The sequence below is a fragment of the Mycobacterium simulans genome, from assembly GCF_900232995.1.
GTDB classification, from domain to species: domain Bacteria; phylum Actinomycetota; class Actinomycetes; order Mycobacteriales; family Mycobacteriaceae; genus Mycobacterium; species Mycobacterium simulans.
The window spans coordinates 3,414,462-3,440,693 of the sequence record NZ_OCVX01000003.1 but is presented as its reverse complement, the minus strand read 5'-3'; the positions used below and the strand labels follow the sequence as shown (position 1 = coordinate 3,440,693).

The 26,232-nt window shown below is 62.9% G+C and carries 12 protein-coding genes; 5 read left to right on the top strand and 7 right to left on the bottom strand.

The window, feature by feature from the left end; all coding sequences use genetic code 11:
* Positions 1–461 precede the first annotated feature (461 nt).
* The 3 genes from pe to MSIMFI_RS16165 form a co-directional block, all read right to left on the bottom strand.
* Positions 462–1,592 carry an acyltransferase PE gene (gene pe, locus MSIMFI_RS16175; protein WP_191497946.1) on the bottom strand — a complete coding sequence of 377 codons (1,131 nt, stop codon included), beginning with the start codon at positions 1,590–1,592 and terminating at the stop codon, positions 462–464.
* A gap of 74 nt (positions 1,593–1,666) precedes the next feature.
* Entirely contained in the window at positions 1,667–4,669 is a 3,003-nt protein-coding gene (locus MSIMFI_RS16170; RefSeq protein ID WP_263597418.1) for an MMPL/RND family transporter, read from the bottom strand.
* A 148-nt stretch (positions 4,670–4,817) separates the two neighbouring features.
* Entirely contained in the window at positions 4,818–6,239 is a 1,422-nt protein-coding gene (locus MSIMFI_RS16165) for a condensation domain-containing protein (protein WP_318187397.1), read from the bottom strand.
* A gap of 337 nt (positions 6,240–6,576) precedes the next feature.
* Between MSIMFI_RS16165 and MSIMFI_RS16160 the strand changes: the two genes are divergently transcribed.
* Positions 6,577–17,643 carry a type I polyketide synthase gene (locus MSIMFI_RS16160; RefSeq protein ID WP_191497945.1) on the top strand — a complete coding sequence of 3,689 codons (11,067 nt, stop codon included), beginning with the start codon at positions 6,577–6,579 and terminating at the stop codon, positions 17,641–17,643.
* A 107-nt stretch (positions 17,644–17,750) separates the two neighbouring features.
* Positions 17,751–18,128, top strand: coding sequence for a site-specific integrase (locus MSIMFI_RS16155; RefSeq protein ID WP_191497944.1), 378 nt, complete (start codon positions 17,751–17,753; stop codon positions 18,126–18,128).
* A 391-nt stretch (positions 18,129–18,519) separates the two neighbouring features.
* Here the strand turns inward: MSIMFI_RS16155 and MSIMFI_RS16150 are convergent, their stop codons facing one another.
* On the bottom strand, positions 18,520–18,804 hold the full coding sequence (locus MSIMFI_RS16150; RefSeq protein ID WP_191497943.1) for a hypothetical protein: 285 nt from the start codon (positions 18,802–18,804) through the stop codon (positions 18,520–18,522).
* 313 nt (positions 18,805–19,117) lie between these two features.
* On the opposite strand from MSIMFI_RS16150, the gene MSIMFI_RS16145 reads away from it, so the two are divergent.
* From MSIMFI_RS16145 to MSIMFI_RS16135, 3 genes are read left to right on the top strand one after another with little or no spacing between them, the layout of a single operon-like run.
* Complete coding sequence (locus tag MSIMFI_RS16145) at positions 19,118–19,684, top strand: type IV toxin-antitoxin system AbiEi family antitoxin domain-containing protein (protein ID WP_224770211.1); 567 nt, start codon at positions 19,118–19,120, stop codon at positions 19,682–19,684.
* Positions 19,681–20,532: a nucleotidyl transferase AbiEii/AbiGii toxin family protein gene (locus MSIMFI_RS16140; protein WP_191497941.1), complete on the top strand. Its 852-nt coding sequence runs from the start codon at positions 19,681–19,683 to the stop codon at positions 20,530–20,532. Before MSIMFI_RS16145 ends, MSIMFI_RS16140 begins: the two co-directional genes overlap by 4 nt.
* Positions 20,529–20,798: a type II toxin -antitoxin system TacA 1-like antitoxin gene (locus tag MSIMFI_RS16135; RefSeq protein ID WP_191498231.1), complete on the top strand. Its 270-nt coding sequence runs from the start codon at positions 20,529–20,531 to the stop codon at positions 20,796–20,798. The genes MSIMFI_RS16140 and MSIMFI_RS16135 overlap by 4 nt, the downstream gene beginning before the upstream one ends.
* Before the next feature lie 66 nt (positions 20,799–20,864).
* On the opposite strand, the gene MSIMFI_RS16130 is transcribed toward MSIMFI_RS16135, so the two are convergent.
* The 3 genes from MSIMFI_RS16130 to mobF form a co-directional block, all read right to left on the bottom strand.
* A complete protein-coding gene (locus MSIMFI_RS16130) occupies positions 20,865–22,151 on the bottom strand; it encodes a nucleotide-binding domain-containing protein (protein ID WP_191497940.1) in 1,287 nt (428 codons plus the stop codon).
* Positions 22,138–22,755 carry an SLATT domain-containing protein gene (locus MSIMFI_RS16125; RefSeq protein ID WP_191497939.1) on the bottom strand — a complete coding sequence of 206 codons (618 nt, stop codon included), beginning with the start codon at positions 22,753–22,755 and terminating at the stop codon, positions 22,138–22,140. The genes MSIMFI_RS16130 and MSIMFI_RS16125 overlap by 14 nt, the downstream gene beginning before the upstream one ends.
* A gap of 210 nt (positions 22,756–22,965) precedes the next feature.
* On the bottom strand, positions 22,966–25,767 hold the full coding sequence (gene mobF, locus MSIMFI_RS16120) for a MobF family relaxase (RefSeq protein WP_191498230.1): 2,802 nt from the start codon (positions 25,765–25,767) through the stop codon (positions 22,966–22,968).
* Positions 25,768–26,232 lie beyond the last annotated feature (465 nt).

The window sequence follows — 26,232 nt, the reverse complement described above, 5'->3', positions numbered from 1 at the left end:
GATTCGCAGTCAGCGGCTCATCGATGCCGCGCTGTGCTCTCGGGTGTCGGTGGCTAGCTCGGCCTGCATCGAAACTTCCGTTATGCCAGGTTGTAGGTTGGTTTTTCGCAGGTGATGCGAATACCTCTGCTTATGATACTGCCCTGCTCGTGGAGTGATTTGCGCTGTCGTACAGGGCGATTCGTTGGTGGTGACGGGCGTCGGCCAGCGCTAGCGGTTCGACATCGGGCGCATTTGTGGGCACGTCTCCGAGTGGTTCTGACCTGCGCGTTTTGGGGCTCCAGTTCCGGTCCGCCGATGATGGCGTGCAGCGATCGCCGCCCGATGTTCCCGGTGGTCGACTGGATCACCCGCAGGGGACTGTCTGCGCTGGTTGTGATCCTCAATGCTCCTTTGCGCCGGTGCCGACCACCTGCTGGGGAGCCACTATCGCTGCAATGGTTTATTGCAGCTGTCGCTGGTCAGTGGTTGCCCTGACCCAATGCAAACATGGCACCGGAGAGGATCTGCGAAAAAGGATCGGCGCCGCCGCCAAAGGTGGCCTGAGTCGCCGGTGCAGTGACGGCCGCGGGATCGAAGCCTCGCACCGGGTCCACTTCAAGCGGAGCGGTCAGCGGATCGTCGTTTCGCGAATATCCCGCAGCCACCATGGGCGTCAGTTCAGCATCGAGCTGATTCAGCACGTCTTCCGGCACCCCGAGATAGCTGAGGGGCAATATCAGCGGGAGATGTCGTTGGGGAATCAGATATGTCGTTGTCGACGCACCCCTGGAGTTAACGGTTGTTCGGATGTTTTGCGGCGGAACCATGCTCGGGTTGGTGAAGGCAACCGCAGTATGACCAGTAGCGAGGCCCATGAACGTGTTGGCGAGGGCTACCAGGTTGTCCGGCCGGTCGGGGAAGTCGGCGATCGAGTCGTATGCAGCGATGAACATCTTGGTGTCGTATTGGCTCTCCACCGGAGGCGGGATCCGGTAGTCGAGTGCAGGAACGACGGAGCCAACGGGAAACATCGCGGTGAGGAAACTCTCACCGAAGGCGTGGCGCGCGATTGGGTCACCAAATGTGGCGAAGGTCAACTGATCTGGCGGTGGAGCGGTGGGATCATTGGCAAGCCCGGCCTGCACTGCGTCGAGCACGAGCGAGCCCTCGGATAAGCCAATCGCGGTACCCCGACCACCTCTGCGGATCGCCGCATCCAGATTGTCTGCTCCGGCGACGACGGACTCGCCGACGCTGGGGCCGTCCATACCCAAGCCTGGAAAGCTTTCATCCAGTCGGCCGATGCCTGGGAAGAGTCGTTCTAGCACGTGGCCCTGAACCTGCCCTGCGGGGTAGTTGACAATTTGTCGATTCAAGTTTGGGAACCATTCGGCACCCTCGCGACGTATGTACTCGTCGTAGGGGATACCTAAAACGCGCGCGCCCCCCAGCGCGTATGCCGTCCCGCCGCCCGCCGTCCCGTCTCCCGGAGCCTCGCCGATTGGCGTCTCGACAGCTGGCGTCTCGTCGGCTGTCGCGATCCCAAATCCGAAACATCCTGTGGCGCTGACAGTTACCAGCGCGGTAACTCCTGCGAGTAGTTTCTTCATTCCTACTCCCCCGCCCGCCCGCTCGCTTGGTCTCGTAGTTTTGCTTACATCACGCGTCCGAACTAACCCGGACCTTACTCCGCCGGCCCGGCCGGTGACCGCGACCGCAAGCTCGGCCGTGACGGCCACCAGTTCGCCCGCCCGACCAGCGTGGCGATGGCGGGCACCGTTACGGTGCGCACCACGAAGGTATCCAACAAGATTCCGACACCGATCACGAAACCGGCCTGGATCACGGTGCCGATGCTGGAGAACAGGAGACCGAACATCGACGCGGCGAAGATCAGACCTGCCGCGGTAATCACACCGCCGGTCGAGGTCAAGGTGCGGATGACGCCGTAACGCATGCCGTGCGGAGACTCGTCACGCATTCGCGAGATGAAAAGCAAATTGTAATCGGCTCCCACCGCGACTAACACCACGAACGCTAATGGAGGCACACTCCAATGTAAGTGCCCGCCAAGTACGAATTGAAACATCAAGACGCCAATACCGAGCGCCGACAGATACGAAATCACGACCGAACCGACCAGATACAGGGGAGCGACAACCGCTCGCAACAGCGCCATCAAGGTGAGTAGCACAACGACGATGGTCACCAGGATGATGAATCGGATGTCGTGCTCATAATAGTTGCGCGTGTCCCGCAGCGTAACGGGATATCCAGCCATCGATACCGAGGCATCGTTCAATGCGGTGTTCGGTAGGGCTCCCCGGGCGGTATCGCCGATTGTATTGACCTGATCCATCGCTTCGGCGCTAAACGGATTGAGTTTTGTTTGCACCAAGTACCGCACCGAGTGGCCATCCGGCGAAATGAACATCTTTGCGGCCTTCATGAACTCGTCCATGTGCAGTAGCTGACGTGGAATATTCAACCCCGCCATTGACGGCCCTGCCGCGTCGTGTTTCATCGCCAGTAGGAACGCCGATGCCTCGCCGAGCCCCGCACCCAGCTGTCTGATTTGGTCGACGAGTTGTTCCACGCCGTCAGCCACCTGCCGACTGCCGCCGGCGAAGCGGTCGGCGCCTTGTTGGACGTTGGTCAGGCCCGCCTGTAGCCCTCCGGGTCGGTCCAGCCCCAAGGAATGTAGCGCCTTAACCAAGGTGGTGAGCGCAGCACGCAGACGGTCTACCGTTGCGTTGAGGGTTTGCCTGTCTTGGAACGCCTCCAGTTGTCGAGACAGATCGTTGATCTGGTCGAGGCTTCCGTCACCACGCGCACTGACCAGCCGCTGAAAGTGGTCGCGGGTAGTGGTGCAGGAGGGATCGGCGTCGCAGACCGGGTTGGCCTGCAGTGCCGTCAACACCGGGGCTATCCAGGCGAACATGTCCTTGACGGCCACGAAGTTCACGCCCATGGTGGCGCCTAGCGAATTGATGCTGCTTACCAGCTTGGCCGCGGTGGTGACTTCTTTGACGAGCTTGTCTCCACCGTATTGGCTTTTCATTGAAGAGAAAGCATCGATCAGACTCTGGATACTGGAAACCATCTGGTTGACTTGGCCGCGCGCATCGACAAGGTTGTCGGCCAGCGTGTTGGCCCCTTTGACCAGTCGGTTGAGGTCATCGTCGTGGTCGCTGATCACACCGGATGCGCCGCCCAGCCGAGCGCCGATAGTGCCCGCCTGATAGGTGGCTCTGAACTGTTCCGGCACAACTCCCATAGGTCGAGTGATGCCACTGACCAGAGCGATATCCGGCAGTTGGCTCACTCGGTCGGCCATTTGCTCCAAGTCTGCAAGGGCCTGCGGTGTGCGCAAGTCGTGCGGTGACTGGACGAGGATGTACACCGGAATGGACTGATTCACCGGGAAATGATGTTCGAGCGCGGCATATCCGACCGAGCTCGGGGCGGACGATCGCAGGACCTTGCGATCGTCGTAGTTGAAGCGCACCAAGCCGGCGCAGCTAGCCAGAATGATCAACACAAGCGCACTGGCAACCAAATGAACCTTGGGCCGGCGCACAATGCGTATCCCCGAACGCCGCCAAAATCGAGCGGTGAGTTCGCGCCGCGGCGTGACCCAGCCGCGTGGCCCGGCTATTACCAGAATGGCCGGCAGCAACGTGATCGCGGCAAGGAATGCCACACCGATCCCAATCGCCGACGACACGCCTACCGTCGAAAACACCCCCATCCGGGAGAAGCTTATTCCGAGAAAGGTGATTCCCACCGTGGCTGCGGAGGCGGTGATAACTTTTCCGATCGAGATCAATGCGAGCTTTACCGCTTTATCGAAATCTGCGCCGAGTCGCAAATGGTCGTGATAGCGGCTAATGAGAAAGACCGCATAATCCGTGCCCGCGCCGGCTATCATTGCGCTCAGAAATACGATGGACTGGTTCGAAACGGCGAAGCCGGTCAGTTGGGAGAATCCAGCTACCACGGCCTGTGCGATCAGCAAGGACAGCCCGATCGCTATCAACGGCAGCAGCATGGTGACGGGATTGCGGTACACCAACAGCAGGACCACGAGCACCAGGACGGCGATCGCTAGCTCAATCGGAAGCCGATCGCGTTCGCCCGCGGCGGTGAGGTCGGCGACGGTGGCCGCGGGCCCGGTGAGGTTTGCTTTCAGCGACGTTGCCGCAGGGGTTCGTTCCAGGGTGTGTTTGACGACGTCGGCAACCCTCATAAAGGCGGCGTAGGACCGTGGCGTGCCCAACTCACCCGAAATGCCGACGGGCAGCACCCAGGATTTGTGGTCCTGGCTGGTCAAGGCCGGACGCAGGGACGGTGTGCTGAGGAAATCCTGCAACATCACGACATCCCGCGTGTCCTGGCGGAGCGCGTCCACCAGCTTGCGGTAAGCGGCTTCGTCGGCCGGACCAAGCCCGTTCTCGTTGGTCAGGACCACCAACAGGAGGTCGTCTGTGCCCGATTCGTGAAACGCTGCCGTCATTTGTCGGGCGGCAACGCTCGACGGCGCGTCGCTGGGCAAGATGGCGAGCGGATGTTTCTGGGCCATCGCGTTCAGGGACGGGGAAGTCACCGGCAGTGCGACCGCAATCGCGACCCAGATCCCGATCACTACCCAGGGCCACCGCACCACAAAGTCGGCTAGTCGTCGCACAGCAGCCTCACCACCCTCATCGTGCGGACTCGCCATCGTGTGCGCCCGCCCGCGGCACTCGTTGATGCCCTGTCGAAACCGCGCAATTTTCCTACCCCGCCGGCCCGGAAATTACGCATTTCAGAAGCGGCCATCGAATTACTCCACCCTACGCAACGCGTCCCCAATGCCCGCTGTCAGCGACCCGCACACACACAGACTTCATCGCCGCTATATAGCGGGCAATTGATTTCTGGGCAACCGGATTGTCTGGAAACATTATCGCCATTGCCGTGCCCTCTTCGGACCTGAATATGTAGATGGTTAGTTGGTATGAATATCTTCCATCGGAGTAGATCCCGATGTTCTTCGCATAACCCAACTCGGCCGCCGCGAACACAGCATTAAGGGGGGCGGCGCCGCCATGCAAGAAGTTCGATACCGGAAAGTTCGGACGAGGCCTGCTCAACCACGGTGCCAATTCCAATACGCGGTAATACGGCACTTTCGCCATGTCCAAACCTGAATCGAAAGAAGCCTGCGCTGCCCACGCGGCATCGCCGAAAGACGCTGCGGCTATCGGGACAGTGATCGGAACCAAGCCGGTAAACCAACCCTGAGTCATAAAATTATCCGACGTTCTGCGTGTATCTCTGGGAGTAAGTCCGAAATATGTGGGAGCTCCGGTAAATTCATGTTCCACCAGTGCGATGCAGGCAAACAGGCCGCCAATGAAGCGGGCTCCGGCCACCGTGCAGGCTGATTCGAATCTCGCTGTCTGCTCCGCATCCATCAAGAATTCTTTGACCATGTGGCTGTCACTCGGCTCCCATGGGTTGCCCAGTGGAAGTGGGAACTCGGGAAGGCTTCCATCGTTATTCTCGGCGAAGTCAATCCACGCGCGTACCTGCGGCGAATCGACGGTTAAAGTTGACGTGTACTGGCGCTCCTGGACACAGTAATCGTCAAAGCTGCCGGCATCGGGCAACGCGAGGGGTTTGCCGTCTCCCGTCAACGCTGTATACATTCCATGGGACTCCAACATCGTAATCCCAATTAACGCAGCGTCCCCGTGGATATGATCAATACACGCATAGAATGTGAAATTGCTCTCGCTTTGGATAATTCCGAAGGTGAAGCAATCCCACTGTAGCGGATTCCGGTTTTGCACTACATGGTTGTGTAATTCTTCAACGGTCATTTTACCGTGATTGATCGGCTCAAATTCGATATCAGCAGGATCGTTGATGGTATGCCTGATGATGTCTCCGGTATCGGTGTACTCGAACCAACTGCGGTATGTATCATGCCGACGCAAATATGCGTTGAGCGCGTTATTCATGGCAGGAATATCGCACTCGCCGGGTACTTCACAGGTCGCGATGATTTCCCGTGAATAGTCGAGCCCCAAGGCTGTTCGTTCGTAATAACCCCGAAGATGTTGGGCCTGCATGTAGCTGATTGGTACAGAACTGACCGGCGCTTGCCGGGCCTTTTCCCGAGCCGCAATTGTGGGGTGCCAGGATGTGACTACGCCTGGGCTCAGCGTCCATTCATCAATTGAGCCGATCGTAATTTTTCCGATACGCAATATCGTCCTCCCCCGCTCTGGACAGCTGCTGTCCGGCCACGCTGGCAGCGAGATCAGGGTAACTCTTCCGTAATCACCGTCTCCGACCTGCGCCGAATCGTCCGCAACGGCCCACGGTTGCGGCAGGCGGCTATGGTGATAGAACAGTCTTTGAAAACGGACGCGTGCGACGCAGGCCGGAGGCCGCAGTCGTGGCAATTTTGGCTGTACCGGCACGGGGAACTATTCATAGTTGCAATACTCGTGCCGACTGGCGGCCGAAGACGTGGTTTGGAGGTACCACGGCCCCGACGCAGGCATCGAATCTTCGCCGGCCGAGGCAGGGAGGGACAACTGCATGGCAACCGTCGAATATCGGACGGCGCGGGCATCGGGTTTTGCGATAGTGGGCTACGCGGCGCGATTTCCGGGCGCCGCCGACGCGGACGAGTTCTGGGATGTGCTACGGCAAGGCCGGGACGCGGTGTCGGACGTACCTCGGGAACGGTGGGATGTCGAGGAGTTCTTCGACCCAGAGCCCGGGGCGCCCGGGAAGATTGTGACTCGCCGGGCAGGCTTCATCGACGACATTGCGGGGTTCGACGCTCCGTTTTTCGGGGTGTCGCCGCGTGAGGTCAGGCTGATGGATCCGCAGCATCGGCTGTTGCTGGAGACGGCGTGGCACGCGCTGGAGCATTCGGGCACTGCACCAGCGGCTTTGGCGAACACCAAGAGCGGCGTCTACATAGGTTTGTCCACCCATGACTACCTGGGAATGATGTCGGATGAGCTGAGTTACGCCGAGATCGAAGCCTATATGGCAATTGGCACGGCGGCTGCCGCCGGAGCGGGTCGGATCAGTTATCGGCTCGGGTTGCAGGGACCGGCGGTCACAGTCGATACGGCGTGCAGCTCCTCGTTGGTGGCAATCCATCAGGCGTGCCAAGCGCTGCGGTTGGGCGAGTGTGACCTCGCGCTGGCCGGCGGCGCGAACGTTCTGATCAGCCCTGGCACCATGATCACTTTTTCACAGGCGCGGATGTTGGCGCCGGACGGCCGGTGCAAGACGTTTGACGCGGCCGCGGATGGCTATGTGCGTGGCGAGGGTTGCGGTGTCGTCGTCGTGAAGCGGCTCGATGACGCGATCCGCGACGGCGACCGGATTCGGGCCGTGGTCCGGGGCAGCGCGGTCAATCAGGATGGCGCATCGGGCGGTCTGACGGTGCCGAACGGCGTCGCTCAACAACGGGTCATCACCGAGGCGCTGGAGCGTGCCGGTGTCGTAGCCGGTGACGTCGGATACCTGGAGGCGCACGGAACCGGGACATCGCTGGGTGATCCGATCGAAGTCCAGGCCGCGGCTGCGGTACTCGGCGACGGGCGCGACCCCAGCCGGCCGCTGCTGATCGGATCGGTGAAGACGAATATCGGTCATCTGGAGGCGGCCGCGGGGATCGCGGGCGTCATAAAGGTCATCCTGTCGCTCGAGCATGAGGTGTTGCCGAAGCACTTAAACTTTCGGAATCCGTCACCGCACATTCCTTGGGATCAGCTTCCGGTGCGGGTCGTGGCGGAGGCCACCGCCTGGGAACGCGACGGTCGACCCCGTGTTGCAGGGGTCAGTTCGTTCGGGTTCTCCGGGACCAACGCGCACATCATTCTTGAGGAAGCGCCTGATGTAGTAGGTCAGGTTGCTGCGCCACCGGGCCCGGTCGAGGCGCCCGCGGACCGACGGTTCAACCTGCTTCCGCTATCGGCAAGCAGCCCGGCCGCATTGGTGCAGATCGCCGATCGATACCGCAGGTGGTTGAGCGCGCATCCGGAGGCCACCTTGTCGGATGTTTGCTTCACCGCCGGGGTTGGGCGATCCCACCTCGAGCACCGGGCGGCATTGGTGGTGAATTCGACGGAATCGGCCATTGAGTTACTCGGTGCGCTCGCCGACGATCGCCCGGCAACGGGCTTGGTGCGGGGAGTATGCGCCGACAAGCCGAAGACAGCGTGGTTGTTCCCAGGTCAAGGCAGCCAGTTCGCCGGCATGGCCCGGGAGTTGTTCGGGACCGAGCCGGTGTTCGCCGAGACGGTGACCCGGTGCGCGGCGGCCGTTGCCGGCGTGCTCGAAAGACCAATGCTGGACGTTATTTTCGATGCGGATAGCCCGGATGGCTCGGATCCTCAAGACACCTTGCGGCAGACGCGCTACGCCCAGCCGGCCTTGTTCGCGGTGGAGATGGGCCTGGCCCGGCTCTGGCAGTCGTGGGGCCTGGAGCCTGACGTGGTGCTCGGCCACAGCGTCGGCCAGTATTCGGCTGCCTGCGTCGCAGGCGTGTTAACTCTCGAGGACGGAGCGCTACTGCTCGCTGAGCGCGGCCGCCTATTCAGCAGTTTGCCAGCCGGCGGTCGGATGGTCGCGGTTTTCGCCGACGCCGAGCGGGTCGAGAGCCTCACCGACGAGTTTCCGCAGTTGTCGGTGGCCGCCTACAACGGTGCCAATACCGTGCTGTCGGGACCCGCGCAGGATCTGGACCGGGCGGTGGCCGGGTTGATAGCCGACCGTGTCCGGTGTGACTGGCTGGAAACCAGCCACGCCTTCCATTCGGCGCTGTTGGATCCGGTCCTCGACGAATTCGAGTCGTATGCGAGCCAGTTCGAGTTCGGCTCGCCACAACGGGTTTTGGTGTGCAACCGGACCGGCACGGCCCTGGGCTGGCACGCGAAACCGGATGGCGCCTATTGGCGCCGCCATGCACGGCAACCGGTCGAATTCGCAAAAAGCGTACAGACATTGGCCGATCTCGGCTGCGCGGTGCTGCTGGAGGTCGGCCCGCAACCGGTGCTCACCGCCGCAGCCCTGCGGGCGTGGCCTGACCCGGCAACCGCACCGCGGGCGACCGCGTCATTGCGGCGAAACGGCGCTGACCATCGCCAGATCACCGAAGCCCTTGCCGACGCTTACATCTTCGGCCACCTGCCCGACTTCGGCGCTCTCCAGCAGGGGCCGACGCGCAAGCTCGACCTGCCCACCTATCCATTCCAGCATCGCCCGTTCTGGTTCCGGGATAAGCGGGTCCGGCCGACCCAGTCTTCCGCTCAGTCCGATGCCGTGCGTACCAAAGCCGTCCGGCTTCTAGAAGACGGCCGCATCGAGGAACTCGCTGCGCTGCTCGACGGTGCGAGCGGCAATCAACAGACCGTCGACGTGCTGACAAGGTTTGCCGGACAACACAACCAACAGCGTGAGGCCCAGAGCGTGGCGGACGCCCGCTACGAGATTCGTTGGGAGAAATCCACCGTCTCGGATGCGGAAGCCGACGAGCCGTCTGCCTGGCTCCTCGTTGGCGACAACGCCGCGGTCGTTGCGCCATTGGTCGACGCGCTGACCGCACGCGGCCACCGGTACCGGATCCTCGGGCTGCCGGTGTCCGATGCGGACTCCGAGCGGCTCGAAATCGAGTTGCGCGCTGCGGTGGCCGACGAACCGACGCTGCGTATCTTGTATCTCGCGGCCCTCGATGACAGTGCGCCGTCGATGCGGTCGCTGTTGGCGATGCAACACCGAGTCCTGGGCGGAACACGGCGACTCTTCCGCGCCGCGGTCGCCGCTGAACTCCGCACACCCATCTGGCTGATATCCCGTGGCGCACAACGGGTCACCAGCACCGACACCGTGTCGCCGGTGCAGTCCTGCCTGTGGGGGTTCGGTCGCGCTGCCTCGCTGGAACATCCGCAGCTGTGGGGCGGACTGGCGGATCTTTCCGAAGGCGGCGCTGACGAGTGGTCGGCGTTGATCGATCAGTTGGTGGCAGTCCCGCGCGGCGCGGCCAGCAGGGAGGACCAAGTCGCGCTGCGCGATCATGCGGTCTATGTTGCCCGGCTGTCGCGATGCGCGGCACAGCCGACTTCGACACCGCTGGCACTGCGTGGTGACGCGACATATTTGGTGACCGGCGGGCTGGGCGCGGTCGGACTGGAGATCGCCGGATATCTCGCCGCGCACGGCGCCCGGCAGCTGGTGCTGACCGGCCGACGCTCACCCAGCGATGCGGCGCAACAGCGCATCGACGCGCTACGCGAACAGTCCGGCTGCGAATTCCGGGTTATCGCGGCCGACGTTGCCAACCCGCACGACGTCGCTCGTCTCATCGCCACTGTGCAGTCCGAGCTACCGCCGCTGGCCGGCATCGTCCATGCCGCAGGCGAGATCGGTACCACCGGGCTGCGCACCCTGGACGACGCCGAAGTAGATCGAGTGTTCGCCGGGAAAGTTTGGGGCGCTTGGTATTTGAGTGAAGCAACGGCGGACATGCAATTGGACTTCTTCCTTTGCACCTCCTCGATCGCCGCGGTATGGGGCAGCTTCGGCCAGACCGCCTATGCCGCGGCCAATGCCTTCCTCGACGGGCTGGCCCGGCGGCTGCGTGAGCAGGGTGTTTCCGGGATCAGCGTCAACTTCGGTCCGTGGATGGCGGGGATGGCCGACGAGGACGCCCGTGCGCAACTAGATCGGCGCGGGGTCAAGACATTGCCGCCCGCTGACGCACTGGCGGGGATGGCCCAACTCATGGTGGCTTCTTCAGCACAGGGGGTTGTGGCCCGGATCGACTGGGCCCGCTTCCTGGCGCTCTACCAGCAGGCCGGAAAGCGGTCATTCCTGGCGGATTTAGAGCGTGAGGTGCCCGAGTCCGCTCCGACACCGACGGCGTCGGGGACCACCCGATTGGTCGAGCAGCTCACCCTCGCTCCAGCGCAGCGCCGGAAAAAGATCGTCGTGGAGTTTCTGCGCAACGTCGTAGCGGAGGTGACACGGATCGATGGGGCGGAGATCCGCGACGAGGCCGGATTCTTCGACCTCGGCATGGATTCGCTGATGGCCGTCGAACTGCGGCGCCGAACCGAGCAGGCAGTGGGCAGGGAGCTGCCGGCGACGCTCGCGATGGACCATCCACGCCTGGTCGACGTCGCGGATTACCTGCTCGGCGACGTGCTCGGCCTCAGCGGACAGCCATCTTCTGGTTCGGGGGCCCGGCCGGTCTCGGTAATGACCTCGGAAATGACCCGGCCGTCGGATGAACCGATCGCAATTATCGCGGTTGCCTGCCGTTTTCCGGGATCGCCCGATCCCGACGCTTATTGGGAGGCGCTGTCCGGCGGTGTCGATGCGATCAGGGAGATCCCGGATGACCGCTTCGACGTAGACGACTATTACGACCCGGATCCCGAGACACCGGGCAAGATCTACAGCCGCTGCGGTGGATACCTCGACGAAATCGCCGGATTCGATCCGGAGTTCTTCGGTATTTCACCGCGCGAGGCCGTGTGGATGGATCCGCAGCAGCGGCTGATGCTAGAGGTTGCGTGGGAGGGCCTGGAACGTGCCGGGTATTCGCCTGCTACGTTGCGCGGCAGTCGGAGCGGCATCTTCGTGGGGGTGGCTGCCAACGAGTATTCGCATCTACTGTCCGCCGACTCGGTCGAGACCATCAAATCGCACTTCATCACCGGCAATGCGCTCAATGCCATCGCGGGTCGGGTTGCTTTCGTGCTGGGACTGGAAGGACCGGCGGTGGCGGTGGATACCGCGTGCAGCTCGTCGCTGGTGGCTGTCCATCAGGCCTGCCAGGCATTGCATTCCGGTGACTGCGATTTGGCGCTGGCCGGTGGGGTGAACGTCTTGTTGAGCCCGGCATCCATTGTTGCCGCCGCACGCGCCAGGATGCTGTCCCCCGACGGAAGATGCAAGACCTTCGACGCCGCCGCCGACGGCTATGTGCGCAGTGAAGGATGCGGGATTTTGGTGCTCAAGAGGCTGAGCGATGCGGTGCGCGGCGGCGATCGTATTTGCGCGGTCATCCCGGGCAGCGCGGTCAATCAGGACGGCGCTTCCAGTGGTTTGACCGTGCCCAACGGCGGTGCACAGCAACGGCTTATCTCCGCGGCGCTAGCTCGTGCCGGCATTGGCGGTTCCGATGTTGACTACCTTGAAGCGCACGGGACGGGCACCTCGCTGGGGGACCCGATCGAGGTACAGGCCGCCGCGGCCGCCTATGGCGGCGGCCGTGACCCGAACCGGCCGCTGTTGCTCGGATCGGTGAAGACCAACATCGGCCACCTCGAGTCGGCAGCGGGGGTAGCCGGTCTGATCAAGGTCGTGTTGTCTCTGCAGCACGACGTTCTGCCGCCCAACCTGCACTTCGAGAAACCGTCACCGCATATTCCATGGGACTTGTTGCCGGTGCGGGTCGTGGACAAAGCAATTCCCTGGCAGGCCGACGGCAGGCCACGCCGTGCCGGAGTGAGTTCCTTCGGGTTCACCGGCACGAATGCACATGTCCTGATCGAGGAGGCGCCACCACGATCGGCGACCGCTGACGAACACTCGGCAGACGACGTCGCCGCGAGACCGGAGTCGGACGCCTCAGCTGGACCGGTCAGCGTGTTGCCGCTGTCGGCGCGCTCACCGGAGGCGCTGGTGGCGGTGGCGCAGCGATATGCGACCTGGCTGGATGCGCACCCGAAGGTCGACATCACCGATGTGTGCTTCACGGCCGGGGTCGGGCGTTCGAAATTCGAACACCGAGCCGCGCTGGTCGTCGATTCGGTACCGGGCGCACGGGAGCTACTGGCCGAGTTGGCCGAGAACAAGCTGCGACCGGGTGTAATACGTGGCGAGTGCGCTGACCCGCCTACGACGGCGTGGTTGTTCACCGGGCAGGGCAGCCAGTACCCAGGGATGGCGCGCGAGCTGTTCGACGCCGAGCCGGTGTTTGCCGATACCGTGACACGATGCGCGGACGCGGTCGACGGTATGTTGCCGCTTCCGTTGCTGGAGGTGCTGTTCGCCACCGACAGGGACACCGGCGGCGAAGCCGGAAAAACACTGCGGCACACCTCTTTTGCGCAGCCTGCACTTTTCGCCGTCGAGATGGGCCTGGCCCGGCTGTGGCAGTCGTGGGGCATCGAGCCCGATGTGGTGCTTGGGCACAGCGTGGGCCAATACGCGGCGGCGTGTGTGGCCGATGTGTTCAGTCTCGAAGACGGTGCACGGTTAGTGGCCGAACGCGGCCGGCTGTTCGGCAGTCTGCCTGAGGGCGGGCGAATGGTGGCGGTCTTCACCGACGCAAAGGACGTGGAGGGCGTCGCCGAAAAATTTCCGCGGGTTTCGGTTGCCGCTTACAACGGTCCCAACACGGTGCTGTCGGGCCCGGGCGCGGATCTGGAACAGATCGTCGCCGCGTGCAGCGATGACGGGATCCGTTGCTCGTGGCTAGACACCAGTCATGCTTTCCATTCCGAGTTACTCGAACCGGCGCTCGACGAATTCGAGTCGTACGCAGCGCGCCTGAAGTTCGCCGTCCCGACTCGACCGCTGGTCTGCAACCGCACCGGGGCGGTGCTCACGGCGGAAACCCCGCTGAACGCCCAATATTGGCGGCGGCATTCCCTCCAGCCGGTGCAGTTCGCCGAAAGTATGCGCACCGTTGCGCAGCTCGGATGCTCGGTGTTGATGGAGATTGGTCCCCAACCGATTTTGACCGCAGCTGCGGTGCAAGTTTGGGAATCCTCGGCCGCGCCGCGTGCGATCGTTTCCCTGCGCAAGGGCGCCGATGCCCGGCGTCAGATGGCAGAAGCGCTAGCCGCGGCGTATGTCGCCGGGCATCGGCCCGATTTCGCTGCGCTGCACCAGCTACCGCGCCGCAGACTCGAACTGCCGACCTATCCATTCCAGCGCCGTCAGTTCTGGCCCAAAACTTCCGCCATCGCGGGCATAGGCGGTGAGGGTGTTGCCGTAGCCGAAATCCTAGGTAGTGCAAAGGATCTCGCTTCCGGCGACGTTGTATACACCAGCCGGCTGTCCGTCAAATCGCAGCCGTGGCTGTCCGATCACGTCATCTATGGCACCGTTGTGGTTCCGGGTGCGACGTACGCGACGATGGCCCTTGCCGCGGTCGGGCCGCCGGCGCGAGTACAAGAAGTCTTCTTTTATGAACCGATCATCCTGGGCGACAAGAGTTCCCGGGAAGTGCAGCTCACGTTGCATCCGACCGACGACAGCCGAGGTGGCACATTTCAGGTGCACAGCCGCCCGTACGGTGCTCGCGATGCCGAGTGGTCGTTGAACGCCGATGGCACAGTCGTCACCGGTGTCGACGATGAGCCGTCATCCGATTCGGCGGATTCCATCGATGTCGTATGCGAGCGGTTGAATCGCACGCGCCCGCAGCAGCTGTTCGACACCTTCGCCGACATGGACCTGGCCTGGGGACCCACCTGGTCCACTTCCCTGAAATCGCTGTGGGTCGGTGAGGGTGAGGCGGTCGGCGATGTCGTCATCGGCGACGAACTCGCCGAACAGCTCGGAAGCGAGCCGATCCATCCGGTCCTGCTGGACCTGTGCACCGGAATCGCCTTCCCGGCCTTCCCGGCGCTTCTCGCGGCGACCGAACAAGGGATGGTGGCCGATCTGTTCCTGCCGCTGCGCTACGGCCAGGTCGTGCTGCGCAAGCGAATGCCACGGCGGTTCTACTGCCGCGCGAGGTGGCAGGCTGGCGGTCTGGACAGCGAAACCCAAGTCTTCGATCTGGATTTCGTCGATCGGGATGGTCACCAGCTGGGCGGAATCCGCGAGTTCACGGTGAAACGCGCGCCCCGGGAGGCGCTGTTGCGCGGGCTTGGCGGCGATGCCACTCGGCTCCTCTATACCCTCGGCTGGAACGAGGTGCCGCCGCCGGCGTCGAGCAGTGATATCGGGGCCCCCGACAACCCCGACGGGACATGGCTGATTGCCGGATTCGAGGAGCTGGCGGCCGAGCTGCCAAGTTGCATCCGCTGTAATGGCACTCCGGATCCGGAGCACTGGCAGCGGCTTTCCGCACAGGCGCAGGAGCGCGGTGCGCCGATCAGCGGCATCGTCTGGCGCAGCACCGGGCAGCCGAGCGCAGAAGAGTCGAGCGCTGAATTCGCCGCGCGGCTGGAGACCGAGATCGCCGGCCTAGTCAGTGCCGTGCATACCCTGCTGGCTGACGAGACGGTGAAACTCGTTGGCGGACTGTGGATCATCACCGAAAGGGCTGTGGCGACCGAGCCCGGCGAGCCGGTTGACCCGGTGCAGGCGGCGCTGTGGGGGCTCGGACGCACCATCATCGCCGAGCAGCCGACCCTGCGGTGCAGGTTGGTCGACCACGACGGATCCGACGACACCGTGCCCTCGCTAGCCAGCCTGCTCGGCGCACCCCGCACACCCGTTCCGGAACCCGAACTCGCACTGCGACAAGGAAAGTTCCTGGTATCGCGGCTACTGCCATGGGCGCGCAGCGGGCAGCTCGCGGTACCACGCGCGAATGACTATGTCTTGGCACCGACCGAACGCGGTGCTATCGATAACCTGCGTCTGGCTGAGACGGAAGTGCTGCCGCCGATTGCTGGCCAGGTGCAGATCCGGGTGGAGGCCGCGGGTCTCAACTTCCGGGATGTGCTCAATGTGCTGGGCCTCTACCCGGGCGATCCGGGGCCGATCGGCGGTGACTTCTCCGGCATCGTCACCGAGTTGGGTACTGGCGTCGCCGGATTCGAGGTTGGCCAACGCGTCATGGGCTTCATGCAGGGGGCGTTCGCCAGTCGGGTCAATGTGCCTGCCCAGTTGCTGGCGCCGGTGCCCAAAGGGCTGAGCGCGGTAGCCGCGGCGAGCATACCCGCTGCGGCACTTACGGCCCGACTCGCGTTCGACTGGGCGAAGCTGCGACCCGGTGACCGGGTGCTCGTCCACGCCGCCAGCGGCGGCGTGGGATTGGCCGCGATCCAGTTGGCACAGCAGTGCGGTGCGATCGTCTTTGCTACCGCCAGCACCTATAAACGCGCGACGCTGCGCAGGATGGGTGTGGAAAACGTCTACGACTCGCGCAGTACGGACTTCGCCGATCAGATTTTGACGGATACCGGCGGCTCGGGTGTGGATGTAGTCCTCAACTCCCTGACCAATGAAGGATTCGTCGAGGCGACCGTGCGGGCCACCGCCCGGAATGGCCGGTTCGCCGAGATTGCCAAGCGAGACATCTGGACGCACGCGCAGATGGCGGCGATCCGTCCCGACATCGACTACGAGATCGTTGCGCTGGACGGGACCATCGCGCAAGACCCTGAGCGCATCCGGGGCTTGTTGGCCGAGGTGTCGGACGGGTTGGCAAGCGGCGAGTGGGCGCCGCTGCCTGCCGAGCTCTACCCGCTAACGGAGGCGAGGATAGCGTTTCGCCGTATGCAGCAAGCGCGGCATATCGGGAAGATCGTGCTTCAGGTGCCGAACCCGCTACAGCCTCGCAGCGGTCGGAGCTATCTGATCACCGGCGGTCTCGGCGCGCTCGGCCTGCACACGGCGGCGTATCTAGCCCAACTCCGGGCCGGTGACATCGTGTTGACCAGCCGGCGCCCGCCCGATGCGAACGCGCAACGCGCAATCGCCGACATCATGGAGCGCTACCGGTGTCGGATACATACCTTCGCGGCCGATGTCGGCGACGAGTCTCAGGTCGCAGAGCTGCTGAGCCGGATCCGGGCGGAGTTGCCGCCGCTCGCGGGGGTGGTACACCTGGCGGGCGTGCTCGACGACGCGCTGCTACCACAGCAGAGCGTGGAACGCTTCCGGACGACCCTGCTGCCAAAAGCGTTGGGTGCCTGGCATTTACATCGGCTGACCAGGGAGGACGAGCTCGAGTTCTTCATCGCCTACTCGTCGGCCTCTAGCGTGCTCGGTTCACCCGGCCAGGCCAACTACGCCGCCGCCAATGCGCTGCTCGACGGGGTTGTTGCGTACCGCAAGGCGCGAGGCCTGCCTGCGACCAGCGTTAACTTCGGTCCCTGGGCGAAGGGCGGCATGGCCACTTCGCACGCCGCGCGCGCCAATCTTGGTGCGCAAGGCATGGTTTCGCTGGAACCCACGGCCGCCCTCAACGCGCTAGGTGAGATTGTCGCTCACGGCACAGGACAAGCAACCGTCATCAAGGCCAATTGGCAGCGTGCCGCGAAGGTGCTGGGCGGTTCTCGCCCACCGATTCTCGACCACGTGCTGCCCAGCGCTGTCGCGGCGACAGACGGCGACAGTGAGTTGCTCCGGCAACTACACGAGGTACCCGAGGCGCAGCGCGCCAATTTCCTGACCGAATTCCTGCAGCGCGAAGTGCAAAGTTTCCTGCGCCTCGCCCAACCGCCGTCCGCAACCAGCCGGTTCCTGGATCTGGGTACGGATTCTCTGATGGCGGTCGAACTGCGTAACCGGTTGCTCGGCCAGTTCGGTGGCGCGTTCGCGATCAGCGCCACCGCGGTGTTCGACTACCCGACCATCAGGTCGCTCGCTGAGTACCTGGCCGGTCAATTGCCGGAGCTGGCCGCACCGTCGGACGCCGTGGAATCCGTCGGTGCTCTTGAGTCGGGCTAGCTCGGCGACGAGCGACTGACCCCCGACTTCGACGAGACGAAAGCGACGATTGCGGTCACGGGAAGGTGGTGCGCGTAGCCGGAGTGGGCTTACAGCGGATCGACGGTATGAAGACTGACGCCGGCCGGCGCACGATACCGTTGCCAGACTTCGCCGTCACCGCACTTCAAGACCGCCGCACACGCCCGTACTTTGGCGAATCGACTGTGATCTTTCCGTCGACGGCAGGCACCCTTCGCGACCCCAACAACCTTGGCAAGCAGTGGCGGAAAGTGCGCGACCAACTCGGCGTGCCCGGCGTTACCACCCACTCGTTCCGCAAGACTGGCGCGACGTTGATCGACGAGGAAGGCCTGTCGGCGCGCGTCGGCGCCGATCACTTGGGGCATTCAAAGGTGTCGATGACGCAGGACCGTTATATCTCTCGCGGGCGCATGCACACCGAGGTCGCCGCCCTGTTGGACCGTGCCATAAAGTACAAATAAAGGTCGGATCCTGCGCTTAGGTAAGCTAATTACCGGCTCTGAGGTGGGGCGGGCGGGGCTCGAACCCGCGACCAACGGATTCGGTTTTGGCGGTTCTCGACAACTCGTCTGAGATCCGGTTATTTCCCAGTGCCACAAGGGATTACGACGCTTCTCGATTCCCAACAAAATCTGCTGATTCCCGTCGAATCCCATTCATAACCGATGAATAAAGGATGACGAAAATGCGTAGGGACATAACCACATAATGCGGGTCATACTTCGGGGTCGCGGGAAAGGTTGACAGTGCGGAGGCAACTTTGACAAGACTCCCCGCCACGCATCCGTTCCGGCCCGATAGAAATGCGGTCGCCGATCAGCTTGTCGTCTGGTTCGTGCGTGGGATCAGCCGTCAGTAGTTGTCGGGAATGGTAACGCCGTCGCACATGGAGTTCTCATGGAACTGGACCGAGCGATACGCCCTTTGGACCAGAGCCATGGCTTGGTTATAAGTCATGTCCGGGTACCGCTGGAGCATGTTGACGGTGTAGTTGTCGCTCGGATTGTAGGGATTGACGCCCAAAGCCATCACCGCTCGGCAGACCTCGGTATTGATGCCATCAGCGTGTGCTGTCGGCGCGAGCCCTGTAGCGAGACCTGCGACCACCAACGCTGCAGTAATCAGCTTCTTGCTCATGTGTCGTTCCCCTCGGACCCGGCGTCCTCATTCATGCCTTTTCCCACCGGGGGATGCCACCGACCAGCGTGCACTTCAGCCCCACCGCCCCAGCGAATACAGCGGCGATCGCCAACCACTTCATTTCGACCCCCGGCGACTGCGGCGAGTTCGAGCAGGCTTTGCTCGTCGTCGGAAACCGTATCGCCCTGGTGCTACGTGGGACACGCAAACGATCGAGCTTCGACCAGGATGCAGGATCCCGACATGATACGAAACGTCTACAGCTAGCATTATCTGTATACGTTTCGTATCATGGTCGCTGAGAGAGGAGGTGGCACGAGTGGATGCCTTCACCCCGAGCACGGCGGATCGGGCTGGCCTGTCGCGCGTCGGGCTCTACCGCGGCGCGCGCGCCGGTCGGTTCGACCGGATCGCTCGCGGCATCTACCTGCCCGCCGAAGCGTCGGCAGCCGACTGGGATCAGCTTGAGGCCGCGACACGGCGCCCCGATGCCACCATCTGCCTCACCTCAGCACTCGCCCATCACGATCTCACTGACACGATCCCCGCCGCGCTGGACATTGCGATCCCCCGCGGATCGCGAACACCAGCGAGCACCGGTGCGATCGCGTGGCATCACTTCGACCGGGCCACCTTCGAGATCGGACGCGAGCAGATCACTATCCCGGGGTCGGCCCAGACAATCGGGATCTACTCACCTGAGCGGTCGATCGCCGACGCGTTTCGGCTGCGCGGTGAGGTCGGCTACGAACTGGCGCGCGATGCGCTGCGGGAGTGGCTGCGCCGAGGCGGCAAACCGGCCCGTCTGATCGAGATCGCCTCCCGGCTGCCACGCGCGAAGTCCCCAGTCCTGCAAGCATTGGACATCCTAGGGTGACCTCCGGCGACGCGGTCTTCCGTCGGATTCAGTCCGCTGCCCGGTCTACCGCGGCGAAGTGCGGGACCAGCGCGCCGACGCAGGAGTACCTGATCCGGCATACTCTCGAATCGTTTCTCGACCGGCTCACCCGAACTTCCCATGCCGGCGACTTCGTTCTCAAAGGCGGAATTCTGCTAGCCGCCTATGGGGTGCGGCGCCCGACGAAAGACACCGACTCCAACGCCATCAGCTCCGACGTCAGCGCCGAACGTCTCGCCCAGGTGGTCCGCGACATCGCTGCAATCGACGTGGCCGACGGCGTGGTGTTCGACGTCGACACGATCACCGTGCAGGAGATCCGGGAGCAGGCCGACTACCCGGCTTTGCGCGTGCGAGTGGCGGTGTCGATCGGGCCCTGGAAGGGCAATGCGGCCTGGGATGTATCCACCGGAGACCCCATCGTGCCGCCGCCCCGACAGGTGACCCTCGACCGAATCCTTGGCGACCCGATCACGCTGCTTGGTTACGCGCCCGAGACGACCATCGCCGAGAAGGGCGTCACGATCCTCGAGCGCGGGATCACCAGTACGCGCTGGCGCGATTACGTCGACATCGTCGCGCTCGCACGGGCCGGCATCAACTCCGACGAGCTTCTCCGCTCGGCGCGAGCGGTCGCCCACCACCGCGGCATCACCCTCGAACCAGTCGCACCACACTTGGCCGGCTACGGCGCAGTCGCACAAGCGAAATGGGCCGCGTGGCGCCGCAAGGAACACCTCGAATCCGCATGCGAGGAGAACCTTGACGACCAGATCACCCTGGTCGCCTCTTACCTCGATTACGTGTTTGCCCGCGGCATGGAATAGGCAACATCACCGCATTCGTCCTGCAAGCCGCTAACCGCGCTGCCGACGACGCGCCGGCTGAACGCCAAGCCGCTCACCTCTCGCCCGACGCTGAGGCGGCTTCTACCGAGGCACTCGACCGCCCCGCCGGGGTCAACGAACGGCTAGCGAAGGCGCTGCAACGGCTGGCAAAGTTCAGCGCGGACGCGAACCAGAATGTCGTCTGCTACGACAGCTTGCCGATGACCTCAGTTGATCGCACTCCAGAGCGCGACACCACTGTGTAAGGATGCGCCACAGCAGATTACGGCGTTGACGGGACCCCGATGTATGACCAGCGGCGCGGCGTACGGTTACGGGGTCGTGGTAATTGGCACGTCAATGTGATCCCGCGCAACAACCACACCGTTCTTGATGGCGTAACACTCGACGTAATGCTCACCACGGAACTTCGTGGATTCGCGGTGTGTTCGACTGTCTTCGTTGATTATCTGACCCCGAATCTCGTTTCGCTTCTCTGCTTCATCGCCGCGATTCAAGACCTTCCACTTGAACTTGTACGGTTGCGGCACATCGCACTCCGTAACCCTGAACTCCAACGTCTTTTGCGGTCTGAGCCAAACACGGCGGGCGAGCATATTGCGCAGTGTGTCTGGGCGGAAGCCATTTTGGGTGACGGTGCAGTCGATAACAAGGCTGTATCGAACATCCACGGGCAACGCGTCTTCAATGAACTCTTCAGTGTTGTCGAACGCGTAGGTGCTCGCAGCTTCCTTGGTGGTGCTTGATGCGGGAACAGGCTTGCCGAAGACCTTCTTCCACTTGGCGTTTGCCGTCGTCTTGCCCGCAGAGTCAATCGCCCTGAGGCACAGCTCGTGGGCGGTCTTCGCCTTGCGCTGGAACTTCTTCTTGACCTTCACGTCCTGTTTGCTTCCCAGCGCCTGGTAGTGGTCGTGGTCGTCCTCTTCGGTCAGGAACTTGAAGAAGTCGCGGACCATCAGGTCGTATGTCGCCGTGGTTGCGGAGTGATGGTCGGTCGTTTTCTGAAAGAAGTTGTACGCCAAGGTGTCCATCAACAGCCCACCCATGACCACGCCGTGCTTGTTCTTCCACGCCCTTGCCATCTTGCACAGCTTGCGCAGATTGCCATTCGTAATGCCGTCGTAGGTACTGACCTCTTTGATTTCCTCGCGCGGCTTGGTCACCTTCCACGACTTGGTTTTCGTGTCCGGGTACTTGAATGAGTCGTCCTCTTGCTCGAAGACTGGCTGCACCTCGAATGTAAAGCTTTGGAACGTCACGACGACAACCAATCGGTCCACCTTCACGCTGGTGTTCGGATAGCGCGCCTGTATGGCAGTACTTGCGCGCGACAGCACATCGGAGGGACCGTTCTCACCCTTGTACCTGTCCCACAGCGACGACGGCAAGATATAGAGCATGTCCAGGTCGGAGATGCCCCGAATCGCCGTGAAGCGCCCGTAGGAGCCGACCATCAGCTGGTTATTCGTGGACCCGTCGAGGTCGCGGAACTCCTTGTTAAGAACCTTCGTGATTTCATCGCGGCGGGCAGCAATGGTGTCGTTGTTGTCGACCTTCAGGTTGGTCAGCAGACCATCGAAAATCTCACTTGTCTTCATCTGCTGACTTCTCTCCCTGGCGAAGCTGGACTGGAAGCAGCAGGTCGATTTCGCGTTCCGTGAACGTCAAGTCTTCTCGGTTCTTCAAGCCGTCCTGCGCTGCCTCGTAGGCTTTCGGTGTGGTACGGGGCGCATCAACGAGAACGGCGAAGTACCTCTCTTGCAGATCGTTGCGTCGCGCAATTCCGTCGCCCATGGAACAAGCTCCGGCTTGAAGGTCAACAATGAGCGACAGGTAGGACTCGCGGACATCCCACACTTTTGCCGCCGTGTCACGGTGCTGCTGCATCTCTTCGCCGTGCTTGAAGTTCTTGGTGCCAAGATTCAACGCGGTGACCACCAGAGCGATGAACGAAGTGACCAGCGGGGCCCACTGCTCGCCCATTGCCAGTCCGAGCAACGACGCGACGAACGTGGTCGAGCTAACGGCTGTCATCACTAGGAGCCCACGGCGCTGCCACCAATACTTCTGGTAGCAAATATCTGCTTGCTTCTCATGGGTTTTATGCGTGTACGCGGCGCGTCCGTACAACTCACGGATCTGAGCGAGCAACAGTTCATGGTCGCCTTCCGCGGCTGGAGTCTCTTCCTTTGGCTCTGCCATTCAGACCCTCCCCTTGAAGCTATCGACAGCGGCGCGCGGGTTTGCCCGCCCTTCGCCAGACGATAACGGTCACCTCCGACATTCCGTGCCCGTTGAATGTCGGCCGACAGCCCAAACCGCCCTGATCATGAGGGAGCGAGAGGCGGTTGCAGTGACCGGTTATGTAGGAGATTCGCGCACCCACCCACCAACTACGCCGGCTTCGCCCGATCACAAATCAATACCGTGGTCCGGATTCGAGCTTCGGGTGAGGTGGTGTTTACTCCATCGTTCATTACCTGACGAGGCGGCGTACGTCTGCTCCTGCCACTTCAGATAGTTCTTGCGCCGGTGTTCGGCTGCTTTAGCGCGTCGGTCGACGAACGAGCCAACCCGCTCGGGAACAGGGTCGGATTTAGAGGTGGCACTGACATCGTGAGCGCTGCGGGCGCGCTCACCGCGACTAGCGATCATGTCGCGCAGTAGATGGGCAGCATCGCGGCCGTTGCCGCGACGCGCCACGTGGATGTCGTCGCCCTCGCGGTGCTGGTGATCACCCTCACCCGCCACGCGCTGACAGAGGTAGGCGGTGTTAGTGTCGCGGCCGCGTGTCATGGCAACGTACAGCATTGCGCGGGTGGTGTTTTCGCCCAAGACGGCGTGGGTGGTGTCGGCTGTGACACCTTGGGCGGAGTGCACCGTGACGGCGTACCCCTGCGCGATGTGCTCGGTAAGGTAGTCGCCGGTGAAAACGGCGCGGGCGTCGTCGTCGAGGCGGCGCGCGGCGATGCGGTTGTTCTGGGGGTCGATGGCGTAGACGCGCCAGCGGTTGCCGTTGCGCACCGGGTCAGCTGCCGGTGCGCTGCCGGTGGCGTCCAGGACAGGGATGCTGGGGTCGTTCCGCCGGCTGATGATCAGGTCTCCGACCGCGACGCGCTGTCCCCGTGCGATACCAATTGTGGGGGCTGTCGGGTTGATGGCCTCGGTGTGGATGCGACGGTTGAGCGCGTCGGCCATTTCCCTTGTGCTGCATAGCAGCAGAGCGTCCTTGCCGCCAGCGATGTCAGATCTGTAGGCGGCAAGCGCATCGCTCGCCATGGCGATTTCGTCACCGGTGTGCAACCGCTCATGCTTGCGGTACCAGTCGATCGCGCGGCGCACCGGTGCGGGACCGCCGTCGCGTAGGGCGAGGGAGGCGGCGCGTTCTTCGCGGTCGTGCATGCGCCAGACTTCGGAGAGTTTTTGTGTCCACGGTAGATCGGTGCAGAGTTGGGCAAACATGCCGCCGCGGGCCTTGACCGGGGCCAGCTGATGGGCGTCACCAACGAGCACGGTTTTGGCATTGGCTTTCGTTGTTGCGGTGAGAAGTTGGCGGAGATCGTTGGTGCCGACCATGCCGGCTTCATCGATGATCACCAAGTCGAGATGGCCTAGTTTCAGGGTGCCGGTCTGTAAGCAGTGCAGGGCATTGACGATGGTGAAGCCGGTGTCGCCGGCGCCCTCTCGGACCGCGACATCGACGGCCTTACCGGTCGGCGCGAGCACCAGAACCTGCCCGTGGCGACGTCGCGCCACCGAGGCGAGGGCACGCATGGAGGTGGTCTTGCCGGCCCCCGCCGGCGCGCTCAACGGCTGCACCAACCATGGTGACTGCGCGACGTTCTCGACAGCGCGTTTCTGATCCGGCGACAGCCCTGTCGTGTCAGTGTCTTTGGTCCACATAGCCGCCCGTACATCGTGGGCGTCGATGAGGTCGAGCAGCGCGGCTTCCTCCGTCAGAATGGCGTCTAGTGTGAAGCGTTCATGGCCTTCCCGCTGGTGCGGTTGACGGGTCGCGGTGAGCCGGACTGCGACGTGATCGATAGCGCTCTCCACGAGCGTGCGGGGACTGTCTTCGGTGTCGACGGGCAGCTGCGAGCCGACGATCTCGATCAGGTCGGCGCGGGTGAATGCGGCCGTCTCGATGCGCTGCGCGGCGGCGACCAACCAGTTCCGATTCAGCGGTGTCCGCGCGGCTTGTTCGCGGGTCTGGCGGGCTTGGCGCCAGGCGGCGCCATCGATCGCCAGGCCGCGCTCATCGGTGCGCCAGTGAGCTCGCAACTCGGCCCAGGCGAGCTGTTCGGGTTTGGCCGGGCGGGTCGCCTTTTGGGCGGTTGCGAGCTGGGCTGGCGTGAGGTGGCGGGCGTCCGCCACGGCTAGGTTTCCCGCTGCCCACTCACGTAGTTGGGTGGAGCGTTGCGACCACGCGGTGATGGTCTCGCCGCTGATGCCGGCAACCTCGGCCATGCCGGCGGCGGGGTCCGCCACGTTCCATTCCACGCCCAGAGAACGGTGTAGTTCACGGCGCAAGGTGGCTTGGTAGATGACCCCAGCGGCGCGGGCTTCGTGATACAGCGAGGTGCCATCAATCGACACGAGTTGGCCGTCGTGGCGGGCCTGGCGGTTGGGCACGATCACGTGGGTGTGCAGGTGCGGATCGCCCGCCCGTGACGTCTCATGCTGGTAGGCGATCGCCACCAAGCCGGGCAGCTTCACTAGATCCTTTTTGTCTGTGACCGGGTTGTGAATGCGGGTGTATCCGGCATGGGCGGCAAGGTATTCCATCGCCTCGCTGATAGCAGTGGCGTGTGCGGTGGAGATCGCTTTGTCGGCCACCTCGTCGGCCAGCAGAGCGCGAATCAGCGAAACAGTTTTGGGAGCGCAGAATGTCAGGTCGAAGCCGTGCACGCCGCGGGGTCCGAACGCGCGTCCGCATTCGCCGTTGGGCGCTACACCATCGTCGAGCCAGCGCGCCACCACCTCGGTATCGGCCTCCGCACCGGCACGTTGGATGTCGGTTAGGCCGACGAGTTTGGCGGCGGTGTGGGTGTCGCCGGCGCACAACCAGTCGGGGGTGCGGGTGTCATGTTCGGTGTAGTACTCCCCCAGTCCGCCGCCCGCTTTTTGGGCGTCTATGGCGGCCTGGCCGACGGCGTTGGCAGTGTCGTTGTAATAGTTGATCGACCAGCGTGAGAGCTTCGCGATCGTCAACACGTCGATCACCACCCGAATCGAGATCGCCTGGCGCACAGCGCTTGCGAGGCAGCACACGGATGTGTGCTGCCTCAAACGTCGCACACGCTGTGCAAATGTGCCATAGCGAAATTGGGCTGTTGAGAATGAATTGCTCTGTACTCCAGATTGCTTGGTGCGCTGAGTGGAGATTTGGCGGTAATTATCGGGAAATTGGTTAAAAGATAGCAATGCTGGATCTCTGGTGAGTCGAGAGTGTCGGTGAGGAACTTTGAGAGCTGCGACGTAGTGTCGGTCGCGGCCGTCAGACACGAAGACGTACATAGACTCGCGCAGCACATGCAAAGGTGATCTGTCCGATAGCGATGGAATCGTAGCCGTTTCGGTGCGGGAGACGCCCGTTGATTTCGTCTAAATCGAAGCGGTTGGACAGCGGTCCGGGAGATGGACGTCGGTTGCACGTTCGCGTGCCCTCGACTGTCCCGG

Coding starts and splice junctions, on each gene's coding strand:
- MSIMFI_RS16160 (WP_191497945.1), top strand. CDS start 6,577: ATGGCAACCGTCGAATATCGGACGGCGCGGGCATCGGGTTTTGCGATA.
- MSIMFI_RS16125 (WP_191497939.1), bottom strand. CDS start 22,755: ATGGCAGAGCCAAAGGAAGAGACTCCAGCCGCGGAAGGCGACCATGAA.
- pe (WP_191497946.1), bottom strand. CDS start 1,592: ATGAAGAAACTACTCGCAGGAGTTACCGCGCTGGTAACTGTCAGCGCC.
- MSIMFI_RS16155 (WP_191497944.1), top strand. CDS start 17,751: ATGAAGACTGACGCCGGCCGGCGCACGATACCGTTGCCAGACTTCGCC.
- MSIMFI_RS16150 (WP_191497943.1), bottom strand. CDS start 18,804: ATGAGCAAGAAGCTGATTACTGCAGCGTTGGTGGTCGCAGGTCTCGCT.
- MSIMFI_RS16130 (WP_191497940.1), bottom strand. CDS start 22,151: ATGAAGACAAGTGAGATTTTCGATGGTCTGCTGACCAACCTGAAGGTC.